The sequence below is a fragment of the Microbacterium halotolerans genome, assembly GCF_003569805.1.
Lineage (GTDB): Bacteria > Actinomycetota > Actinomycetes > Actinomycetales > Microbacteriaceae > Microbacterium > Microbacterium halotolerans.
Genome location: NZ_KZ984053.1, coordinates 117,243 through 136,819, shown reverse-complemented (window position 1 = coordinate 136,819; position 19,577 = coordinate 117,243). Strand labels below are relative to the sequence as shown.

Below are 19,577 nucleotides of genomic sequence, written 5' to 3'. Positions count from 1 at the left end.
CGCAGGCAACGGTGATCCGGCGGGCCGCCGCATCAGTAGAGTGAAGCCATGACTGAGAAGGCTCGCTTCGAGACTGTCGCCGATATCGGTGATCTTCACCGCCCGTTCACGCCGGACGCAGACCGGTACGCGAGGAACGACTATCGCCAGGTGGGTGAGACGGGGCTGTACCTGCCGCCGCTGTCGTTCGGCCTGTGGTGGAACTTCGGCGACAACTTCCCCGTGGACAACCAGCGCGGTCTCATCCGGCACGCCTTCGACCGGGGCATCACGCACTTCGACCTCGCCAACAACTACGGCCCCCCGTACGGCTCGGCGGAGAAGAACTTCGGGCGCATCTACCGGGAGGACCTGAAGCCGTACCGCGACGAGCTCATCATCTCGTCGAAGGCCGGATGGGACATGTGGCCCGGCCCCTACGGCACGTTCGGCTCGCGCAAGTACGTCATCGCCAGCGCTGAGCAGTCGCTCGAGCGGATGGGGCTCGACTACGTCGATATCTTCTACTCGCACCGCGCCGACCCGATCACTCCTCTCGAGGAGACGATCGGCGCACTCGACACCCTTGTGAAGCAGGGCAAGGCGCTGTACGTCGGCATCTCCTCGTACTCGGCTTCCCGCACCCTCGAGGCGAAGGCCATCGCTCGTTCGCTCGGTACTCCGCTCGTGATCCACCAGCCGGCGTACTCGATCCTGAATCGCTGGGTCGAGGACGGCCTGACCGGAGCGCTGAAGCAGGAGGGCATGGGCGCGATCGCATTCACACCTCTGGCACAGGGCCTGCTCACGTCGAAGTACCTCGGCGACGGGGCCGCAGAGCGCAGCCGTGGTTCGATGCCGTCAGGAGCGATCTCCGAGCCGCTGCTGCAGAATCTGCGCCAGCTCGACGAGATCGCCTCCCTGCGCGGCCAGTCGCTCGCACAGATGGCCATCGCATGGATCCTGCGCGATCCGGTGGTGGCTTCCGCCCTGATCGGCGCCTCTCGCGTCGAGCAGCTCGACGAGAACCTGGGTGCATTGGACGGCCCGGCGTTCACCGCAGAGGAGCTGGAGGCGATCGACGCCGTCGGCGCCCAGCTCGAGTACGACTCGTGGGCCGAGTCGGCGTCGACCCAGTAGCGATCAGCGTATGACCCTCGCCGACCCGTTTCCGTCCGTGCGCGTCCGCGCACCGGGGAAGATCAACGTCTTCCTCGAGGTGGGTCGTCTGCAGCCGGACGGGTACCACGATCTGGCGACCGCATTCCAAGCCGTGTCGCTGTACGAAGACGTGGTGGTCACGCACGACGATGACTTCACGATCGCGCAGGTGACGGGGGCGGTCCCGGTGCTCGGCGTGCCGAGAGACGAGCGCAACCTCGCCCTGCGTGCCGCCAGGCTGCTGGCCGAGGAGACGGGCTATCACGGCGGCGTCAGGATCGACCTCTACAAGGAGGTGCCAGTCTCGGGCGGCATGGGCGGCGGGTCCGCCGACGCCGCGGCGACGCTGCTGGCGTGCGACGCGCTGTGGGGCACCGGCCTGTCGAGCGGCGACCTGCAGAAGCTCGCGGCGCGCCTGGGAGCCGATGTGCCGTTCGCGCTGCTCGGGGGCACCGCGGTCGGCACGGGCAGGGGCGATCGGCTCAGCCCCGCTCTGGCGAGGGGACGCGTCGACTGGGTGCTCGCGACGAACCCGGTCGGCGTCTCGACCCCCGAGGCGTACGGCATGCTCGACCGGCACCGCGAGGAGCACGGCGCCCGGATCGGGCGGGGAGCAGAGAGCCCCGCTGTCGACACCGACGTGCTGCACGCTCTCCGTCAGGGCGACCCGCAGATGCTCGCGGCGTGTCTGCGCAACGATCTGCAGGCGGCGACGCTGCGGCTCCGTCCCGACCTGACCGAGACCATGGAGCTCGGAGAGAGCTCGGGGGCACTCGCCGGCATCGTCTCGGGCTCCGGCCCGACGATCGCCTTCCTGGCCGCGGGCGCCGAGGCGGCGGCCGAGCTGCAGCAGACCCTCGAAGCTGCGGGGCACGACACACTGCTCGTGCACGGCCCAGTGCCAGGGGCGCGCATCGTCGGCTGACGGGCACCGGCATCCGCGTGGGTGCGTGGCGGATGTCGGTGGGTGTGGGTAGTGTCGAACCCGACGCCCGCAACCGATGCGTTTGGAGGGGCGATGAGAGCACTATGGCGCGACCTGGTGGTCGCAGAAGCATCCGATGAGGAGATCATCGAGGTCGATGGGGCGTGGTTCTTCCCGCCGCACAGTGTGAACCGCGAGCTGCTGGTGCCGTCCGAGACCGGGTACACCTGCAGCTGGCGCGGCGATGCCAGCTACTTCTCGATCGAGGCTGAGGGAGAGCGCGAGCCGGATGCGGCATGGTGCTACCCGCATATGGACGACGCCGCCATCGCGCGCATCGGCGTCGACGCCCGTGAGCACCTCGCGTTCTCGCCAGCGGTCTCCGTGATCCCGTCGTGATCGAGTTCCGCTCCGTCCGCAAGGAGTATCCGGACGGCACCGTCGCCGTCGCAGATGTGAGCCTGACCGTGCCGTCGCACAGAACGGTCGTGCTGGTCGGTTCATCCGGCTCGGGCAAGACGACGCTGCTGCGGATGGTGAACCGGATGGTCGAGCCGACCTCGGGCCAGGTGCTGATCGACGACGAAGACGTGCACGAGCGCGACGCCGTGCGGCTGCGCCGATCCATCGGCTACGTGATGCAGAGCTCGGGCCTGCTGCCTCACGTGCGCGTGATCGACAACATCGCCACCGTGCCCGTGCTGAACGGCGTCCCGAAGGCGCAGGCGCGCGAACGCGCGCGCGAGCTGATGGAGACCGTCGGCCTCGACGGCGAGCTGGCGGTCAGGTATCCCGCGCAGCTCTCCGGCGGTCAGCAGCAGCGCGTCGGAGTGGCGAGGGCGCTCGCCTCCGACCCGAACATCCTGCTGATGGACGAACCGTTCGGAGCCGTCGACCCCGTCGTACGCGGCGAGCTGCAGCGCGAGCTGCTGCGCCTGCAGACGGAGCTGGGCAAGACGATCCTGTTCGTCACCCACGACATCGACGAGGCGTTCGCCCTCGGCGACGAGATCGTGATCCTCGCGCGCGAGGGACGCATCGTGCAGCAGGGTACGAGGGACGAGATCCTGGAGAGCCCCGCAGACGACTTCGTGCGCGAGTTCGTCGGTCTGGTCGGCGGCAGGCGCGAGATGACGCTGCGCAGCACGCCGCGGGGCACGGCAGTCGTGGACGGCTCGGGCCGGGTGCAGGGAATGCTCCGAGGCGACGTGTGAGCTGGACGCTCGCGAATCTCGACCTGATCGGCTCGCTGGTGCTCGAGCATCTGCGCCAGAGCGTGCCGCCGATCCTGTACGGGCTCGTGATCGCCATTCCGCTCGGCTGGGTGGCGCATCGCTTCAGAGCCGTGCGCGGCTTCGTGCTGACCGTGACGGGACTGCTGTACACGCTGCCGTCGCTCGCGCTGCTGCCGCTGCTGCCGGTGGTGTTCGGCATCAGCGCCCTCAGCGAGGTCAACCTCGTGCTGGCGCTGTCGATATACGCCGTCGCCCTGCTGGTGCGCTCGGCGGCCGACGGCTTCGACTCCGTCGACGCGGATGTGCGTCGAGCGGCCGTCGCGACCGGGTACGGACCGGTCAGACGCTTCTTCCGCGTCGAGCTTCCGCTCGCGGGCCCCGTCATCCTCGCAGGCCTGCGCGTTGCGGCGGTGAGCACGATCTCACTGGCCACCGTCGGCATCCTGATCGGTGTGACGAACCTCGGCTACCTGTTCACGAACGGGTTCCAGCGGCGGCTGGTCGAGGAGATCTTCGCCGGCGTCGTCGCCGTCGCTCTGGTCGCGCTGATCGTCGATGCGCTGCTCGCGCTGGCAGGCAGGGCGCTGATGCCGTGGGCAAGGGCGGATCGTGCGAGCACACGGGGGAGGGGCACGGTATGAATCTCCTCGTCGATGCCTTCGCTTGGCTGTTCTCGCCCGAGCGGCTGGCGGGGTCGAACCCGCTCCCGGTCGCTGTGGGCCTGCACCTGCTCTACACGGCTGTCGCCGTGGCCATCGCAGCTGCCATCGCGGTGCCGATCGGATGGGCGATCGGGCACACCGGCCGAGGCCGCGAGTTCGCCGTCGCCGTCTCAGGAGCGGCCAGGGCGCTGCCGTCGTTCGGGCTCATCCTGCTGCTCGTGCTGCTGATGGGGGTGCTGAACTCGACGCCGGCCGCGCTCGTCGCTTTCGTGCTGCTGGCGATCCCGTCGATCCTCGCCGGAGCATATGCGGGGTTCGAGACGATCGACCGTGCGACGGTGGGCGCTGGCAGGGCCCTCGGTATGACCGAATGGCAGATCCTGTGGCGCATCGAGGTTCCGCTCGGGCTGCCGCTGCTCGTGGGCGGCCTCCGCTCCGCCGTGCTGCAGGTCGTGGCGACGGTGACTCTTGCCGCGTACGTCAACCTCGGCGGGCTCGGCTATGACATTCTGCAGGGCATCCAGCTGCGGCATTTCGATCAGGTGCTCGGCGGGGCGATCGCGGTCGCGGCGCTGGCGCTCGTGCTCGACGGCGCCTTCGCACTGCTGCAGCGCGCGTCGCAGCCTCGCGGCGTCGCGGCGGCCCATGATGTCGTCGGCGCCGCATAGGCTGGTATCGCACGACCGACGAAGACGAGGAATCCATGAACACGATCACGAAGACAGCGGCTCTTGTCGGAGCGGGCGTGCTCGCCCTCTCACTCGCGGCGTGCGGGTCGAGCGACCCGCTCGCGGAGGAGACGGACGGCGGTGAAGATCAGGGCGTCGGCGATGCCATAGTGGTCGGGTCGCAGGCCTACGCGTCGAACGAGATCATCGCCGAGGTCTACGCCCAGGCACTCGAGAACGCCGGCTTCGAGGTCGAGAGGCAGTTCAGCATCGGCCAGCGCGACGTCTACATGCCGTCACTGGAGAACGGCGAGATCGGTCTCTTCCCCGAGTACACCGGCAATCTGCTGCAGTTCTTGGACGACGAGACCGAGGCGCGCACTCCGGACGATGTGTACGCGGAGCTCGGCGCGGCGCTGCCCGACGGGCTGGAAGCGCTCGCCTACGCGCCGGCGACCGACCAGGACTCGTACAGCGTCACGCAGCAGTTCGCCGACGACAACCAGCTCACCACGATCGCCGACCTCGCGAACGTCGACGGCACGGTCACCCTCGGCGGCCCGCCGGAGCTCGAGGAGCGCCCGTATGGTCCGAGCGGCGCCGAGTCGATGTACGGCGTCGACCTCGCGTTCGAGGCGACCGGCGACACCACGGTGGAGGCGCTGCTGGCCGGCACGATCCAGGTCGGCAACGTCTACACGTCCGACCCGCGCATCGAGTCCGAGAGCCTCGTGCCGCTGGAGGACCCTGACGGCCTGTTCCTGTCGCAGAACGTCGTCCCGATCGCGTCGGCGGACATCGCCGCCGACATCGCTGAGGCGATCGACCCGGTCAGCGCCGCGCTCACCAGCGAGGAGCTCGTGGCGATGAACGTCGCCAACACCACCGACGCCCAGCAGCCCGACGAGATCGCCGCCGCCTGGCTGAGCGAGCAGGGTCTGGGCTGACGAGCGCGACGGGGCGAACGACGACGCGCGACCAGTGGCGTCCCGCCCCGGCTCTCAGCGCACGCGAGCGAGGAACTCCGCGGTCTCCCGGCGCTGGGGGGCGTCGAAGATCTGCTCCGGCGTTCCCTGCTCGATGATCACGCCGTCGCGCATGAACACGATGCGGTCGGCGACTTCGCGGGCGAACGACATCTCGTGCGTCGCCATCAGGATCGTCGACCCGCGCTCCTCGCGCAGCTCCCGCACCAGATCGAGCACCTCTCCGACCAGTTGGGGGTCGAGTGCGCTGGTGATCTCGTCGAGCAGCAGCAGTTCGGGGTCGGTCAGGATCGCCCGCACGATCGCGACGCGCTGCTGCTGGCCCCCGGATAGGCGATCGGGGTAGTCACGCGCCTTCTCGCCCAACCCCAGCGAAGCCAGCAGCTCCATGCCGCGACGGTTCGCCTCCGCGGGATCGACGCCGTGCACCTTGCGCGCGGCGAGGGTGACGTTGTCGATCACGCGCATGTGCGGGAACAGATTGAAGTGCTGGAAGACCACGCCGATCCGGCTGCGCACCGCGTCGGCGTTCGCGCGCGGATCGGTGATGTCGTCACCCGAGAGGAAGATCTGACCGTCGTCGACCCGCTCGATCAGGTTGATCGTGCGCAGCAGCGTCGACTTGCCCGATCCGGATGCCCCGATCAGCACGACCGCCTCGTGCGGGTCGACGACGAGGTCGACGCCCATCAGCACGTCGTGGTCGCCGAAGCGCTTGCGCACACCGCGCACGTCGAGAACGCTCATACGATTCCGCCCATCTGCTCGCGCTTGTTCATACGGGCGGTGACCCAGTCGGTCAGTCGGATCATCGGCCAGCTGATCGCCACGAACAGCAGGCCGGCCACGAGGTACGGCGTGAAGTTGTAGGTCTGCGCGACATCGATCTGGGCGGCGCGCACCGCGTCGACGGCGCCGAGCACCGAGATCAGCCCGACGTCCTTCTGCATCGACACGAAGTCGTTCATCAGGGGAGGGACGACCTTGCGCACGCCCTGCGGGACGACGACCATGCGCAGCGTCTGCGCGTGCGAGAGCCCGAGCGAGCGCGCCGCGATCCGCTGCGAGGGATGCACCGCCTCCATGCCGGCGCGCAGCACCTCGCCGACGTACGCCGAGTAGCACAGCGTGATCGCAACGGTGCCGAGCACCGCGGCATCGATGCGCGGAAAGATGCCGAGCGTCGGGATGCCGAGACCAACCAGATAGAGCACGATCAGCACGGGCACGCCGCGGAAGAAGTCGACGTAGATCGTCGCAAGCGCACGCAGCGGGAAGAACACCGGCCCGCGCAGGGAACGCATCACTGCGAGCAGCGTGCCCAGCATCGCCACGGCGATGGCCGCGAAGAACAGCACCCGGATATTCAGCCAGAGCCCCTGCAGAACGGCGGGGAAGGCGCGCACGGCGGCTTCAGGGGAGAAGAACGTCTCGCGGGCGATGTCCCAGCCGGGAGTGTTGACGATCGCGATGCCGAGCACGACCGCTACGACGACGGTGCTTGCCAGGGCGATCAGCACGCTGCGCACCGTGGCGCGCTTGCGCACGGCGCGGCGGTCGAGCTCGAGCTCGCTGGGTCGCCAATCGGAGTCTGGTGCGGTGCTGCTCATCCGGATCAGTCGAGAACGGGCACGTCGACCGCGTCGGCGAGCCACTCCTGCTCGAGCTCGGCGAGAGTGCCGTCCTCGCGCAGTGCGTCGACGGCGTCGGTGACGGCCCCGGTCAGCTCGGAGTCCTTCGGCAGCACGAAGGCCAGCTCGTCGCCGCCGGATGTGTCGGCGAACTGACCGATGATCACGCCGCCGTCGATCTCGGCGCCGGTGAGGTAGAAGGCGCTGGGCAGGTCGATCACGAAGGCATCGATCTGGCCGCTGGAGAGCGCGAGCACGGCGTCCTCGTTCGAGTTGAAGGTGGCCACCTCCTGCTCGAGCTCGGCGTCGGCGATCGCGTAGCTGGTCGAACCGACGGACGCGCCGACCTTGTGCTCGTCCAGCTCGGCGACGCTGCCGACGTCGGCCGCGGGGGAGTCGGCCGTGGCGATGACCGCCTGCGACGTCGTGTAGTACGGCGACGAGAAGTCGACGGCGTTCTTGCGCTCCTCGGTGACGGAGAACTGCTGCAGATTGAGATCCCAGTCCTTCGGCCCGGGCGTCACCGATGTTTCGAAGCTCGCCCTGACCCACTCCACCTCGTCGTCGGCGAAGCCGAGTTCCTCCGCGACGGCATAGGCGACGGCTGCCTCGAAGCCCTCACCGCTTGCGGGATCGTCGTCCTCCACCCACGGCGTGTATGCGGGCTCGCCGGTCGCGACCGTGAGAATGCCGGGCGTGAGAGTCGTGATCCCGTCGTCGCCAGACTGCTCTGCGGCGTCGTCACCGCCGGATGCGCAGCCGGCGAGGGCGAAGGCCGCGGTCGAAGCGACGGCGAGAGCGCCGATGCGGCGCGAGAGGGACGAAGAGTTCACGGGTGCTCCTTGTGCTGTGCGGGGCGCGCGAACGCGCGATGTCCAGAGTAGATCAGATGGGGTGGGCGTTTCATGCCGGCCGACATCAAGAGACATCGCCGGTGCGGTCAGCGGCCGTTCCCTACCGCTCGGAATCGATCGTCACGAGCTCGTCTCGGGCCCTCGCCCCCGTCTGTGCCGTGTACTCGCCGCTGGCGGCGCGCAGCCGACCGGCGATGACCGTGGCGGCCGCGCGGCCGGTGCCGTGCTCGACGAGGGCCGCGAGGGTGTCCTCGACTGAGGCGACCGGGATGTCGAAGAAGGCCAGATCGGCCAGAGCACCGACGGCGAGATAGCCGGTGCGCTCCGGGCCGACGTCGATGCCCATGGCGTGCGCACCGCCGAGTGTTGCGGCACGCAGCAGCTGCTCGGGAAGATCGCGGCTGGTGTATCCCTGCGATCTGGCGATCGTGTGCAGGGCGGCGACGTCCGCCATCAGGTCGAGCGATGGGCTCGACGAGAGCGAATCTGTGCCCACCGCGATCGGGCTGCCCTCGAACAGGTAGGCGGCCACAGGAGGTTCGTCGAGCCCGATCACGGCGTTCGAGCGCGGGCACAGGGCGACGCTCGTGCCCCGGGAGCGCAGAATCGCGCGGTCGCGCGCCGTCATGTAGACGCCGTGCGCGACGTGGCAGTCGGGCCCGAGCACACCGAGGCGGTCGACGAACTCGGTCGCCCCGGTTCCGAAGCCGGCGTCGCGCAGCTCCCGGAAGCTGCCGAGGCCCATGCCGTACCAGGGGTCGGTGTGCTCGTGCTCGAACTCGCGCTCGAACGCGGCCTCTCCCAGGTGCAGGTGGATTCTGCTGCCGCGCTCGCGCACGATGTCGGGGATCTCGAGCAGAGGCTCGACATCGAGTGAGTACGGCGCGTGCGGCGACAGTCCCGTGCCTGGAGGGGAGGGGAGCGCGTCGAGCGCGTGCTCCACCTGGGCCCGGCCGGTGCGCGTCCACTCGGCATTGGACCAGCTCATCACCTCCCAGTAGGTGATGCCGCCGAGACCGGCGTCGTGCAGCACGCTCGCCGCCTCGGCGTCCGTGACGATGTCGGCGACGGCCGTCGTACCGGCCGCGAGCATCATCTTGGCGCCTGCGGCAGCGTCGGCCGCCCAGTCGTGGCCGGCTTCGTAGATCGGATCGAACGCGGAGGCCCAGTCGTCGAAGTCCGCGTACCGCCCGCGGCCGACCTCCGCCATCCCCGTGTACTGCAGGTGCGAGTGCGCGTTCACGAGGCCCGGCATCAGCACGCCGTGCCAGTGCAGCTCGGTGGTTTCGCGGTCGGCGAGCAGGTGCCTGACCCAGGTGCGTTCCCCGACGTGCAGGATGCGCCCGTCCCGCACGGCGATCGCACCGTCGTGGATGGGCGGGGCGGTGATCGGGATCACCAGCGATGCGGAATAGATCGTGATCCTGCTGCGACCCGTCACGATGGCTCCTCGGTGGCGTCTCGGAAGCGCGGAGAGCGCCATTCGGCCTCCGACGCGGTGCCGTCGTCCGCCGTCCGGCGGTCGACGGTCGTGCCTCTGGCCGCGAGCGCGGCGCGCGCGACTGCGGCATCCGCCTCCTCCGGAAAGGAGTGCACGCCGATGTCTGGGCGCGTGCGCACGAGATGCTCCAGCCCTGCCAGCTGCACGGCGAACGACCAGTCCATGATCTCGATCGGATTGCCCTCCGCTGCGGTGATGTTGATGCAGCCGCCGCGGTCGAGCACGAGCGCTCCGGAAGGGCGGAGCCGATCGATGTGCGGCACTGCGGCGCCCTCGAGCACAACGGGCTCGAGGTCGGCCCCTGCGAGATCGACCTCGCCTGGCACGCCGCCCGCCACGGCGACGACGGCCGCCCCCTCGAGCAGCTCGCCGGCGATCGTGCCTGCGGCGCCGGTCGCCGAGACGACGAGCGCTCCACGGCCGAGATCGGCTGCCCGGCCCGTCTCGTAGCCGTCGTGCGCGGCGCGCAGGGCGCGCACCGGATCGAGCTCGGCCACGCGCACCTCGGCGCCGAGCGCACGCAGGTGCCCGGCGACACCCTGTCCGACGGGGCCGTAGCCGATGACGGTCGCAGGCTGGTCACGCAGCGAGATCCCCGCCTCGTCGAGCAGATCGGCGATGGCGAAGACGCACGACTGCCCCGTGCCGTATCGGTTGTCGAAGCGGGTCTTCATCTGCGCGTCGTTGACGGCGATCACGGCCGTGCGCAGTTCGCCTGCCCGCTCCATGGCGCGCAGCGGTGTCAGCCCGCTTGTCGTCTCCTCGTTCGCGCCGATCCACGAGGCGACCTCATCCGGTGCGGCCTCGTGGGCCAGCCGGATCAGGTGCGATCCGTCGTCGAGGAGCGCATCGAAGCCGCGGCGCAGGAACGCGAGTGCTGCGCCGCGCTCGGCCGCTCCCGAGAGTGTTTCGTCGGCATCGACGACGATGCCGCGCGAGCGCAGAGCCATGGCGACATCCGGATCCGTCTCATCCGGGTGGGCGTACACGGCGACGTCGGCGCCCGCGTCGCGCAGCATCAGCGCGAGCTGGGCGGTCTTGGGCTCCAGCACCATCGCCACGCCGATCCTCAGGTCCCGGACGATGCCCGAGGCGGCGAGACCGTCGGCGATTCTGCGCGAGACCGGCATGTGGCTGCCTGCGAAGCCGATGCGCCCCGATGCGTCACCGCGGTCGGGGACGTCCGTTCCGTCGACGAGGACGCGTGCACCTCCAGCGCGCAGGTCGAACTCGACGCTGGGCGCGGTCAGCGTCCCGTCCCGATCGACGAGCCGCGCGCCGAGTGCGGTCAGCTGCGCGCGCAGAGCCTCGACGACTGGGCCGTCGCCCGTCACCCGGGCGCCGCGTCCGGCGACGAGCAGGTTGGTGTCGCGGGCGAAGCCCCTGATGAGGCGCTCAGCGCTTGCCCACGGATCGGTCACCAGGCCATCGTGCCAAACGCGACCGGAATCTCGCTGGGTACGGTACCCAGGACCCGATACTAGGCTGGAGGCTGTGTCCGGTCGTCGCCGGGTGCGAACTCGAGTCGTGCATCTACCGGCCGCGCTGCGGCAACGGCGGCACCCACCATGGAGGCAGCCCATGACCGGTGCCGTGCGCACAGAGCCTGACGTCGATCCGGCTCCATCCCTGCTGCAGGCCGTCGGCCTGCCGTACTTCGTCGTCGCGTTCGTCGCGCGGCTGCCGTACGCGATGATGATCGTCGGCGTGCTCACGATCGTCTCGTCTGCGCGTGAATCGATCTCGGCAGGCGGGCTCTCGTCTGCGGCCGTCGGAGTGGGGACAGCCTGCTGCGGTGCGCTGCTCGGCGCGGCGGCCGATCGCTTCGGGCAGCGGCGAGTGCTGACGGCCGCGGCGATCGCCCATGCGACGCTGATGATCGCGTTCGTGCTCATCGTCTACAGCGACGCGCACCTCATGTGGGTGATCGCCACCGCTGCGGGGATCGGAGCGACGGCGCCTCAGGTGGCGCCGATGTCCCGAGCGCGGCTCGTCGGCGTGATCGACCGTCGGATCCGCCCTGATCGCCGTTCGCGCACGGTGTCGTCGACGATGTCCTACGAATCGGCGGCGGATGAGACCGTCTTCGTGTTCGGCCCCTTCGTCGTCGGCGTGCTGGCAGCAGGCCTTGCGCCGTGGGCGCCGCTCGTCGCTGCGGCGGTGCTCACGGTCGTGTTCGTGATCGCGTTCGCGCTGCACCCGACGGGGCGCAGGGAGGGCGAAGGACGCGGAGCGGACGGTCGCCCTGCGTCTTCCGTACGCGAGCTGTTCGCCATCCGGATCGTCGTCGTCGTCGGCGGCATGCTCGGTGTCGGCGCTTTCTTCGGTTCGAGCATGACGGCGCTGACGGCCTTCATGACCGATCTCGGCTCCGGCGAGAGCGCCGGGATGCTCTACGGCATCATGGGCGTCGGCTCCGCGGCACTCGCCCTCGCGGTGTCGATCATGCCGACCTGGTTCGCTCCGCGCTGGAGGCTCGTCGTCTTCGCCGCGGTGATGGCTGCGGGCAGCCTGCTGGTGTGGAGCGCAGACGATCTCCCGGCGATGGCGGTGGCATTCGGCCTGGTCGGCCTCGGCGTCGGTCCCGTGCTCGTGACGATCTACAGCTTCGGGGCGGCCCATGCCCCGGCGGGGCGCTCTGCCACCGTGATGACCATGATCGGCTCGAGCCTGATCGTCGGCCAGTCGATCGGAGCGGCCGTCGCCGGAGAGGTCTCAGAGCGGACAGGCACGACGCCGGCGCTCGGGCTCCCGTTGGCGGCGGCGGCGATCGTGCTCGCCGCCGCCGTCGTCAACGCCGCGCTGAACCGCCGCTGAGCGCGGTCACCGCGCTGTAAGCGGTGCCATCACCTCGAAGGTCTCGTCTCGGGCGATCCTGCGCCCGTCGCGCATACCGCGCCACAGGTTGGCGATCCCCTTCCTCGTGATCCCGCGCTCGACCATCGTGACTCGGATGAGCTCCTTCACGAACGTCGCTGCGGTGCCGATGGCGAAGTAGACGGGAGAGTACTTGCCGTGCGCGGCGTAGTAGTGCTTCATGATGCCGCGATTGCGCATGATGTAGTACCGATACATGTCGCTCGAGGCGTTCAGATGCCGCCGCCCCATGTCCCACTGTTTGATCTCGCGGGTGCGGCGCAGCACGAACTCGTTCACGATCACGCTGCGAGTCTGGCGCGAGGCGAGCCAGCCGTACACGGTGTCGTCCCAGTAGATGAAGAACCGCGGGTCGGGCAGACCGATCTTCTCGACGACCGAGCGGTGGATGAACATGCCCTCGAAGCAGCCGGAGTTCATCGGGCGGTAGCCGCGTGCGTCGAACGCGGCCGGCGCGAACGGAATCGGGATGCCGAGCGGCACCGACACCCGGTACTGCCAGTAGAACTCGCTGCCGTCGTAGTCGTACCTGCGCCCCTGGATGCTCTTGTACCGCGGCGCCCATGCGCCCATCCGGGACAGCCCGTCCGGAAGCACTTCGACGTCGTCGTCCATCAGCCACATCCACTCGCTGCCCAGTTCGTAGGCCACGCGCACGCCCTCGCTGAAGCCGCCGGAGCCGCCGGTGTTCTCCTCGAGCCTGCGGTAGACGAGCTCAGTGCCGATCGTGTCGGAGAAGCTCTTCACGACCTCGCCGGTGTCGTCGCCGGAGGCGTTGTCTATCACGATGACACGGCCGGGCTTCGGGTCCATCCGGCCGATCGATTCGAGCAGGCGTGCCAGCAGGGTCGAGCGGTTGAACGTGACGACGGCGATCGTGGCGCTGGCGGGGTCGAAGGTCTCACTCACTCGGTGTGCTCTTTCGCTGTGTGCGGTCATTTCAGTTCCTCGAAGCTCTCGCGCCACGACTTGCTCCCCCGGCGAGGCGGTCGATTGCCGCACCGTAGTCACGAGACAGCCTCTGCCGGTGCGCCGGTTCGGAAGGTCGGGCGGTTCGAGCCTAATCGCTGAGCGTGTGGCATCGCTGAGTCACCCGGAGTGCCGGTCGTCCGGCGGGAGGGGCTCAGGCATGTCCTGCCTGTCGAGGATCAGCGTGCGCCACGACCTGGCCTGCCCCGCCGTCACGATGCACAGCACCAGCAGCAGCCACCCGGGGCCCTCCAGCGTGAACGATTCGGCGAGAGATGTCACCAGGATGACGGTGAGCATCAGCGGCATCCACAGGTACACGTCGGAGCGCCGCTCGCTGGCCATCACCCAGCTGCGAGCGAACGCGAGCGCGCACATGCCGCCGAACAGGATGAGCCCGACCGCGCCCAGTTGCAGCGTGACGTCGAGATATGCGTTCAGCGCCGACTCGTGCGGTGCTCCCATCAGGAAGTTGATGGTGCGGAAGGGGAAGGGCTCGTCCAGCCAGTCGCCGTACCAGCCCCAGCCCTGGATCGCGCGGCGCTCCACCCAGCGCAGCACCTCGCTCCACATCGCGGATCGGTTGGCGAGGGCAGTGGCGGCGTTGACTGTCTCGAAGATGCGCTCGCGGAACAGATACGCGACCGCGCCGAGCAGTACGACGCCGATGCCGAGAGCGCGGTGCACGTCGAGCCGATTCCTCGGTTCCGCGCGCCGGATGAGGAGCAGGACCGACAGTGCGACTGCCAGTGCACAGGCGAGAACGAGTGCGGTCGGCGAGGCGGACAGAGCGGCTGACACGCCGGCCAGGACGAGCGATCCCACGGCGACGCCCTTAGCGACCGCGCGCAGGCGCCACTCCACGAAGAACGTCGCGATCGCGATCATCGCCACGAAGGCGAGCATGTTGCGGGTGCCGAACACGCCCTGGATCGGACCGAGGAAGGCGATGTCGCCCGGCATCGCCAGCTGCGGGAAGGACGTGTCCAGCAGGATGCCGACCAGCACTTCGAGCGCGATCGACAGGCCGAGCAGAGCGCGGAGCACGTCGCCGAGGGCGCGCACGATCTGCATGGTGTCTCGCACCTGGGCGATCGTGACCGCGACGAAGGCGTAGCAGAGCAGTTCCAGCCATCCGGTGAACGACTCCCACCTGTCGAACGCCCACGCCACGCTGACCAGTGCCCACAGGACGAAGCCGAGCAGCATCGTCGGGGCGAACCCGATCAGGGTCAGTTCGCGCCGGCGCACCCACAGCATGGCGGCGCCGACGACGGCCAGGCCGGCCATCATGGAGTACAGCGTCCAGGCGGATGCGATGTGCTTGATGGCGAAGCCCGCCAGCGCGGTACCGAGGGCGGTGAGCGTATACACACGCGCGAAGTCCGCCGAACCCAGCAGGTCGATCAGTCGAGCGCGCAGCAGGCGGATCATCGCGGAGCGGTGCCGAGGACGGTCGGTGAAGCGTACGACGGCACGCCCCGCGGCGACTCTGCCGCGCCGATGCCGACGACGGGCGCCAGTTTGATGCGGAACGTCAGGCTCACCATGAGCATCCAGCCCCACAGCATCAGCGGGCCGGATTCGGTCAGGCCCTGCGTGAGCAGGACGGCCATGATGAGCAGCGGCGCGAGCGACAGCGCTGTGTACGGCCGGTTCGCTTCGAGGTCCCACCTCGGCCTGTCGACGGCGAAGAACCACGCCCGCCACGCGGCGGCCGCGAAGACGACCAGAGCGACGGCCACGCCGACGAAGCCGAGCTGAAGGAATACGTCGATCCACATGTTGTGCGCGTGGAACACCGTGAGGTCGTGGTCGACGATCCAACCTCGGAACGCGTCGTCCCACGGCACCCACGGGGTCGCGAAGCCGTTCCCGAACACCGGATGCGCGCTCGCGCGCTCGATGACGTCGGCCCAGATATCGTCGCGGCCGCTGAGACCGTCGCTGCGGCCGAGGATGTCGGTGACCCTGTCCCACAGCAGGACGACGGCGATGATCGCCGCCGCTGTCGCGCCGAAGACCAGCGCGTACAGTCTGGTGCGACCTGTGCGAGTCGTGATGCGCCGCATCAGGAGCGCGGCGACGGCGACGGCGACCGCGACTGCGAAGGCGACATGGCCCGTGGCGGAGTCGGCGCGCAGATACAGCGCTGCGGCCACGACGAGCCATGCGGCCTGCAGGGGGCGATGCCGCTGACGCGCTGCGAGGCGCACGGCGACCAGGATGATCGCGATCAGGCAGACGATGCTGAGCACGTTCGCGTTGCCGACGATGCCCTGAACGCGTGCGTCGAGATCGAACAGATCGCCGCGCGTCCAATAGATCTGCGGGTCCGGATCTTCGGGCATCTCGATGAAGTTGGGAGCCACAGGACCGCGCACGATCAACGCAGCCCACAGCTCGAACAGCACCGAAAGTCCGACGACCCACTTCAGCGCGAGCTCGATCGTGCGCAGCAGCTCGCTCCAGGTCAGCACGTGTGCGACGAACAGGGCGGGGACGGTGGTGCCGATCAGCAGTCCCCACGTCTGGGCCGACGCGCCAGGCCACTGCGACCACGCGATGGACGCTCCGGCGAGGACGATGTACGCCAGCGTGGCCCACGGCAGCCGTCGCCACGCCAGCGGAGCGACGTGCACCCGCTGGTCGGAGCCGTCGGGGCGCTCGGGGCGCGCGATGAGCGGAATCCACACGGCGAGCGTCGCGAGGCCGAGCACGGCGAGCACGGTGAGCGACCCGACGTTGAACAGGTTCCACAGCGCCGTGTGCGCGAATGCGGAGAAGAACAGGAGGACGGTGAGCGCCCGCAGTGCGATCCGCCCCGTGGCCTCTCTGGCCGGGGCGGTCGGTACCGGCGCGATCTGGTGACGCGTGAGCTGGGCCATCGTGTGCTTCAGCGTAGCGCGCGGAGTTTTCAGGAGCTCCGAGTGTGACGCGCCGCCCCTGCAGATATATCCTGGCGCACGTGCTGACGACTCTGACGAACGCCCCGCGTGACTACGCGTGGGGCTCGCGGACCCTGATCGCCGAACTCGAGGGCAGGCCGGCGACGGCCGGTCCGGAGGCCGAGGTGTGGTTCGGCGATCATCCCTCCGACCCCGCCGAACTCGACGACGGCACCCCGCTCGACGCCTGGACGGCACAGCAGGGCGAGGAACACGGCCTCGACGGGCGACTGCCGTATCTGCTGAAGATCCTCGCCGCCGCTTCGCCGCTGTCGATTCAGGTGCACCCATCGAAGACGCAGGCGGAGGAGGGATACGCCCGAGAGGCGGCGCTCATCCCTGGGGCGGTGCGCAACTACTCGGACGACAACCACAAGCCGGAGATGATCGTCGCGCTCAGCGATCGCTTCGAGGCGCTGAGTGGGCTGCGCTACGCCGAGGGCAGCCGACGGCTGCTGGCATCGCTCGGAGGGTCGGCGGACGAGCTGATCGCGAGGATCCCGGATGACGCGTCGCTGAAGCCCGCGGTCGGATGGCTCCTCTCCGGAGACGCGCAGGAGACCGTCGAGCGGATCATCCGGGCGTTGGCCGACGCCCGCTCCACGGAGTTCGCCTCGACCCTCGCGAATGCGCGACGCATCGCGCAGGCGTATCCGTCCGATCCAGGCGTCGTCGTGGCGCTGCTGATGAACCACGTCATCCTGCGCAGGGGCGAGGGAATGTTCCTGCGTGCCGGTCTGCTGCACGCGTACGTGTCGGGGCTCGGCATCGAGATCATGGCGGCGAGCGACAACGTGCTCCGCGGGGGGCTGACGCCCAAGCACATCGACGTCGACGAACTGATGAGCATCATCGATGCGACGCCTGGGCCCGTTCCCGTCGTGCTGCCGACGTCGGCGAACGGCAGCTCGCGCGGCGTAGAGCTGTTCCCCGCGCCCGTGAGCGACTTCTCCCTGATGCGCGCTCGCGTGTCGGACGGCGCGGACGCGCGGATCGCGCTGGCCGGAGTCGGGATCGTCCTCGCCACCGAGGGCGAGGTCACGGTCTCACAGGGCGACGCCTCGGTCGTACTCTCTCCAGGGCGCGCCGCATTGGCGACTCCGGACGACCTGCTCGATCTCTCCGGCTCCGGCACGGTCTTCGTCGCGCAGCCGGGGGTGTGACGCACGACACGCCGGTATGCCGATTAACTCTCAATCGCGGGTTGAGGGTTTAAGGTCAGCGACTTGACCTGCGCGAATGACACGGGTGTAATTACTTGCGTCCACACGTCCATCGCAGCGCACATGAGGGGGAGGCGCTATGACAGGTTCGTACCGATCCGAAGTTCCGGAGGACTGGTTCGTCGATCCGGTCGATCTCGGCGTCCCCGGGGTTCGTGAGCCGGCTCCCGACGACGACGGAGCCCTCGCCTGGCAGACCGACGCTCTGTGCTCGCAGACCGACCCCGAGGCGTTCTTCCCGGAGAAGGGCGGCTCGACCCGTGACGCCAAGCGCGTCTGCACGTCGTGCGAGGTGCGTCAGCAGTGCCTCGAGTACGCATTGCAGAACGATGAGCGGTTCGGCATCTGGGGAGGCCTGTCCGAGCGGGAGCGACGCAAGCTGAAACGCCGCGCCAGCTGAGAATCCGCTCGGCGAGCGCGCCGCCCGGCGCGTGCGCCTGAGCATCCGGCGTACGCACGCTTAGGCTGACGACGTCATGTCGGCTCTTCTTCACGCCATCGTCGTCGCGCGCGCGACCGGATCCCCTGCCACGGCCGCGGATCAGCTCCGCCGTGCACTCGAGGCGACACGCGCCCAGTCCCGCACGCTCGATGCAGTGACCATCGTCGCCTGCGGGAAGATCGAGGACCTCGAGGAGATCGCGCGCACCGGCGGCGCGACGAACATCATCAAGTCCCCCGAGAGCACGAGCTTCGCCGCAGCGGTGGCGCTCGCCGATGAGAAGATTCCCGCCGACCGGTCGATCTGGCTGCTGAGCCAGGGCACGGTACCGGAGCCGGGCGCCGTCGCGGCACTCGCCGGCGCGCTCGAACGGGGCCCGTCCGTCGCGATTGCCGCACCTAAGCTCGTCGACGCGGACGACCCGTCGCGGATCGTCTCGCTCGGGGTCAGCATGACCCGTTTCGGCAGGATGGTGCCGCTGGCGAACGGCGAGATGGACCAGGGTCAGCACGATACGGACGATGACGTACTCGGCGCCGACATCCGGGGCCTGCTGATCCGCGCCGACCAGCGTCAGGCTCTCGTCATCGATCCTGCTCTGGGCGGTGCGGACGAAGGCCTCGACCTCGGCGTGCGTGCGCGCCTGGCCGGCGGCCGCGTCGCTCTCGCCCCCGCGGCGCGCATCGCGGTGACGGCCGGCGGCGAGGGCGATCTGCCTCGCGGTGCGATCAGGCGCGCCTACGCCGTGCGGACGGCGCAGCTGCACCGCAGGTTCGCGTACGCGCCGGCGCTCGCCGTGCCGCTGCACTGGCTTCTGCTGCTTCCCCTCGCGCTGTGGCGCACCATGGTCGACCTCGTCGCGAAGCGTCCGAGGCGCGTGCTCGTGGAATGGGCGGCGGCCTTCACCGTGCTCGTGCGCTTCGCCGGCATCGCACGATCGCGCGGGCGGATCCGACGGTTCCGCTCCGGTGGATGGTCTCAGGTCGATCCGCTGCGCGCCAGCGCCGCGCAGCTGCGCGAGCGCTACGACGACGGACATGTCGATCCCGTGCGGGAAGACGATCTCGGGTTCTTCTCCGGCGGTGGAGCATGGGCCGTGCTCGGCGGTCTCGTCGTGAGCGTCGGATCGTTCTTCTCGCTCCTCGCGTGGCCCGCGCTGGGCGGCGGCGCGCTGCTGCCGTTGAGCGACACGGTCGGCGGGCTGTGGCGGGGGGCGCTGTACGGGCAGCGGCCGCTGGGCCTCGACGAGGTGACGGCAGCCGATCCGTTCTCGGCGCTGGTGGCACTGATCGGGTCGGTCTGGCCGGTCGCCCCCTCGTTCATGATGATCGTGCTGTGGATCCTCGCGATCCCGCTGGCCGTGCTCGGCGGCTGGTTCGCCGCGACGCGGGTCTCGGATCGTGCCGGCGTGCGGGTGTTCGTCGGCATCGCCTACGCGCTCGCACCCACATTCCTCGCTGCGCTCACTGCGGGACTTCCCGCTGCCGTGCTGGCGCACCTGCTGCTGCCGTGGGCG

The 19,577-nt window shown here is 69.4% G+C and carries 19 protein-coding genes; 11 read left to right on the top strand and 8 right to left on the bottom strand.

All coding sequences use genetic code 11. From position 1 onward, the window contains the following. Positions 1 to 48: 48 nt before the first annotated feature. The 7 genes from DZG09_RS12715 (at position 49) to DZG09_RS12685 (ending at position 5,577) form a co-directional block, all read left to right on the top strand. Entirely contained in the window at positions 49 to 1,119 is a 1,071-nt protein-coding gene (locus DZG09_RS12715) for an aldo/keto reductase (RefSeq protein ID WP_119698130.1), read from the top strand. Between the two features lie 10 nt (positions 1,120 to 1,129). Next, the gene (locus tag DZG09_RS12710; RefSeq protein WP_119698129.1) at positions 1,130 to 2,065 is read left to right on the top strand and encodes a 4-(cytidine 5'-diphospho)-2-C-methyl-D-erythritol kinase; all 936 of its coding nucleotides are present in this window, start codon (positions 1,130 to 1,132) and stop codon (positions 2,063 to 2,065) included. Between the two features lie 93 nt (positions 2,066 to 2,158). Continuing rightward, positions 2,159 to 2,464, top strand: coding sequence for a DUF427 domain-containing protein (locus DZG09_RS12705; RefSeq protein ID WP_119698128.1), 306 nt, complete (start codon positions 2,159 to 2,161; stop codon positions 2,462 to 2,464). Continuing rightward, a complete protein-coding gene (locus tag DZG09_RS12700) occupies positions 2,461 to 3,279 on the top strand; it encodes an ABC transporter ATP-binding protein (protein WP_119698127.1) in 819 nt (272 codons plus the stop codon). Before DZG09_RS12705 ends, DZG09_RS12700 begins: the two co-directional genes overlap by 4 nt. Then, complete coding sequence (locus DZG09_RS12695; protein ID WP_119698126.1) at positions 3,276 to 3,941, top strand: ABC transporter permease; 666 nt, start codon at positions 3,276 to 3,278, stop codon at positions 3,939 to 3,941. Before DZG09_RS12700 ends, DZG09_RS12695 begins: the two co-directional genes overlap by 4 nt. Further along, positions 3,938 to 4,630, top strand: coding sequence for an ABC transporter permease (locus tag DZG09_RS12690; protein WP_119698125.1), 693 nt, complete (start codon positions 3,938 to 3,940; stop codon positions 4,628 to 4,630). The genes DZG09_RS12695 and DZG09_RS12690 overlap by 4 nt, the downstream gene beginning before the upstream one ends. Positions 4,631 to 4,665: 35 nt before the next feature. Further along, entirely contained in the window at positions 4,666 to 5,577 is a 912-nt protein-coding gene (locus tag DZG09_RS12685) for an ABC transporter substrate-binding protein (RefSeq protein ID WP_119698124.1), read from the top strand. Between the two features lie 54 nt (positions 5,578 to 5,631). Here the strand turns inward: DZG09_RS12685 and DZG09_RS12680 are convergent, their stop codons facing one another. From DZG09_RS12680 to DZG09_RS12660, 5 genes are all read right to left on the bottom strand, one after another. After that, the gene (locus DZG09_RS12680; RefSeq protein WP_119698123.1) at positions 5,632 to 6,363 is read right to left on the bottom strand and encodes an amino acid ABC transporter ATP-binding protein; all 732 of its coding nucleotides are present in this window, start codon (positions 6,361 to 6,363) and stop codon (positions 5,632 to 5,634) included. Continuing rightward, a complete protein-coding gene (locus DZG09_RS12675; RefSeq protein WP_119698122.1) occupies positions 6,360 to 7,226 on the bottom strand; it encodes an amino acid ABC transporter permease in 867 nt (288 codons plus the stop codon). The genes DZG09_RS12680 and DZG09_RS12675 overlap by 4 nt, the downstream gene beginning before the upstream one ends. A gap of 5 nt (positions 7,227 to 7,231) precedes the next feature. Next, on the bottom strand, positions 7,232 to 8,080 hold the full coding sequence (locus DZG09_RS12670) for an ABC transporter substrate-binding protein (protein ID WP_240424021.1): 849 nt from the start codon (positions 8,078 to 8,080) through the stop codon (positions 7,232 to 7,234). 121 nt (positions 8,081 to 8,201) lie between these two features. Further along, positions 8,202 to 9,542, bottom strand: a complete 1,341-nt coding sequence (locus tag DZG09_RS12665; protein ID WP_240424018.1) for an amidohydrolase family protein — start codon at positions 9,540 to 9,542, stop codon at positions 8,202 to 8,204. Next, positions 9,539 to 11,023, bottom strand: coding sequence for an adenosylhomocysteinase (locus tag DZG09_RS12660; RefSeq protein ID WP_205529172.1), 1,485 nt, complete (start codon positions 11,021 to 11,023; stop codon positions 9,539 to 9,541). The genes DZG09_RS12665 and DZG09_RS12660 overlap by 4 nt, the downstream gene beginning before the upstream one ends. A 160-nt stretch (positions 11,024 to 11,183) precedes the next feature. On the opposite strand from DZG09_RS12660, the gene DZG09_RS12655 reads away from it, so the two are divergent. Beyond that, positions 11,184 to 12,419 carry an MFS transporter gene (locus tag DZG09_RS12655; RefSeq protein WP_119698118.1) on the top strand — a complete coding sequence of 412 codons (1,236 nt, stop codon included), beginning with the start codon at positions 11,184 to 11,186 and terminating at the stop codon, positions 12,417 to 12,419. Positions 12,420 to 12,425: 6 nt separating this feature from the next. On the opposite strand, the gene DZG09_RS12650 is transcribed toward DZG09_RS12655, so the two are convergent. The 3 genes from DZG09_RS12650 to DZG09_RS12640 form a co-directional block, all read right to left on the bottom strand. Beyond that, complete coding sequence (locus tag DZG09_RS12650) at positions 12,426 to 13,418, bottom strand: glycosyltransferase family 2 protein (RefSeq protein ID WP_119698117.1); 993 nt, start codon at positions 13,416 to 13,418, stop codon at positions 12,426 to 12,428. Between the two features lie 150 nt (positions 13,419 to 13,568). Then, a complete protein-coding gene (locus DZG09_RS12645; protein WP_119698116.1) occupies positions 13,569 to 14,882 on the bottom strand; it encodes an O-antigen ligase family protein in 1,314 nt (437 codons plus the stop codon). Then, positions 14,879 to 16,336, bottom strand: coding sequence for an O-antigen ligase family protein (locus DZG09_RS12640; protein ID WP_119698115.1), 1,458 nt, complete (start codon positions 16,334 to 16,336; stop codon positions 14,879 to 14,881). The genes DZG09_RS12645 and DZG09_RS12640 overlap by 4 nt, the downstream gene beginning before the upstream one ends. A gap of 80 nt (positions 16,337 to 16,416) precedes the next feature. On the opposite strand from DZG09_RS12640, the gene manA reads away from it, so the two are divergent. The 3 genes from manA to DZG09_RS16915 all read left to right on the top strand — a co-directional run. Beyond that, a complete protein-coding gene (gene manA / locus DZG09_RS12635) occupies positions 16,417 to 17,559 on the top strand; it encodes a mannose-6-phosphate isomerase, class I (protein ID WP_119698304.1) in 1,143 nt (380 codons plus the stop codon). Between the two features lie 139 nt (positions 17,560 to 17,698). After that, positions 17,699 to 18,019: a WhiB family transcriptional regulator gene (locus tag DZG09_RS12630; protein ID WP_119698114.1), complete on the top strand. Its 321-nt coding sequence runs from the start codon at positions 17,699 to 17,701 to the stop codon at positions 18,017 to 18,019. 76 nt (positions 18,020 to 18,095) lie between these two features. Next, a partial coding sequence (locus DZG09_RS16915) for a glycosyltransferase (protein ID WP_476738595.1) occupies positions 18,096 to 19,577 on the top strand: 1,482 nt, incomplete at its 3' end.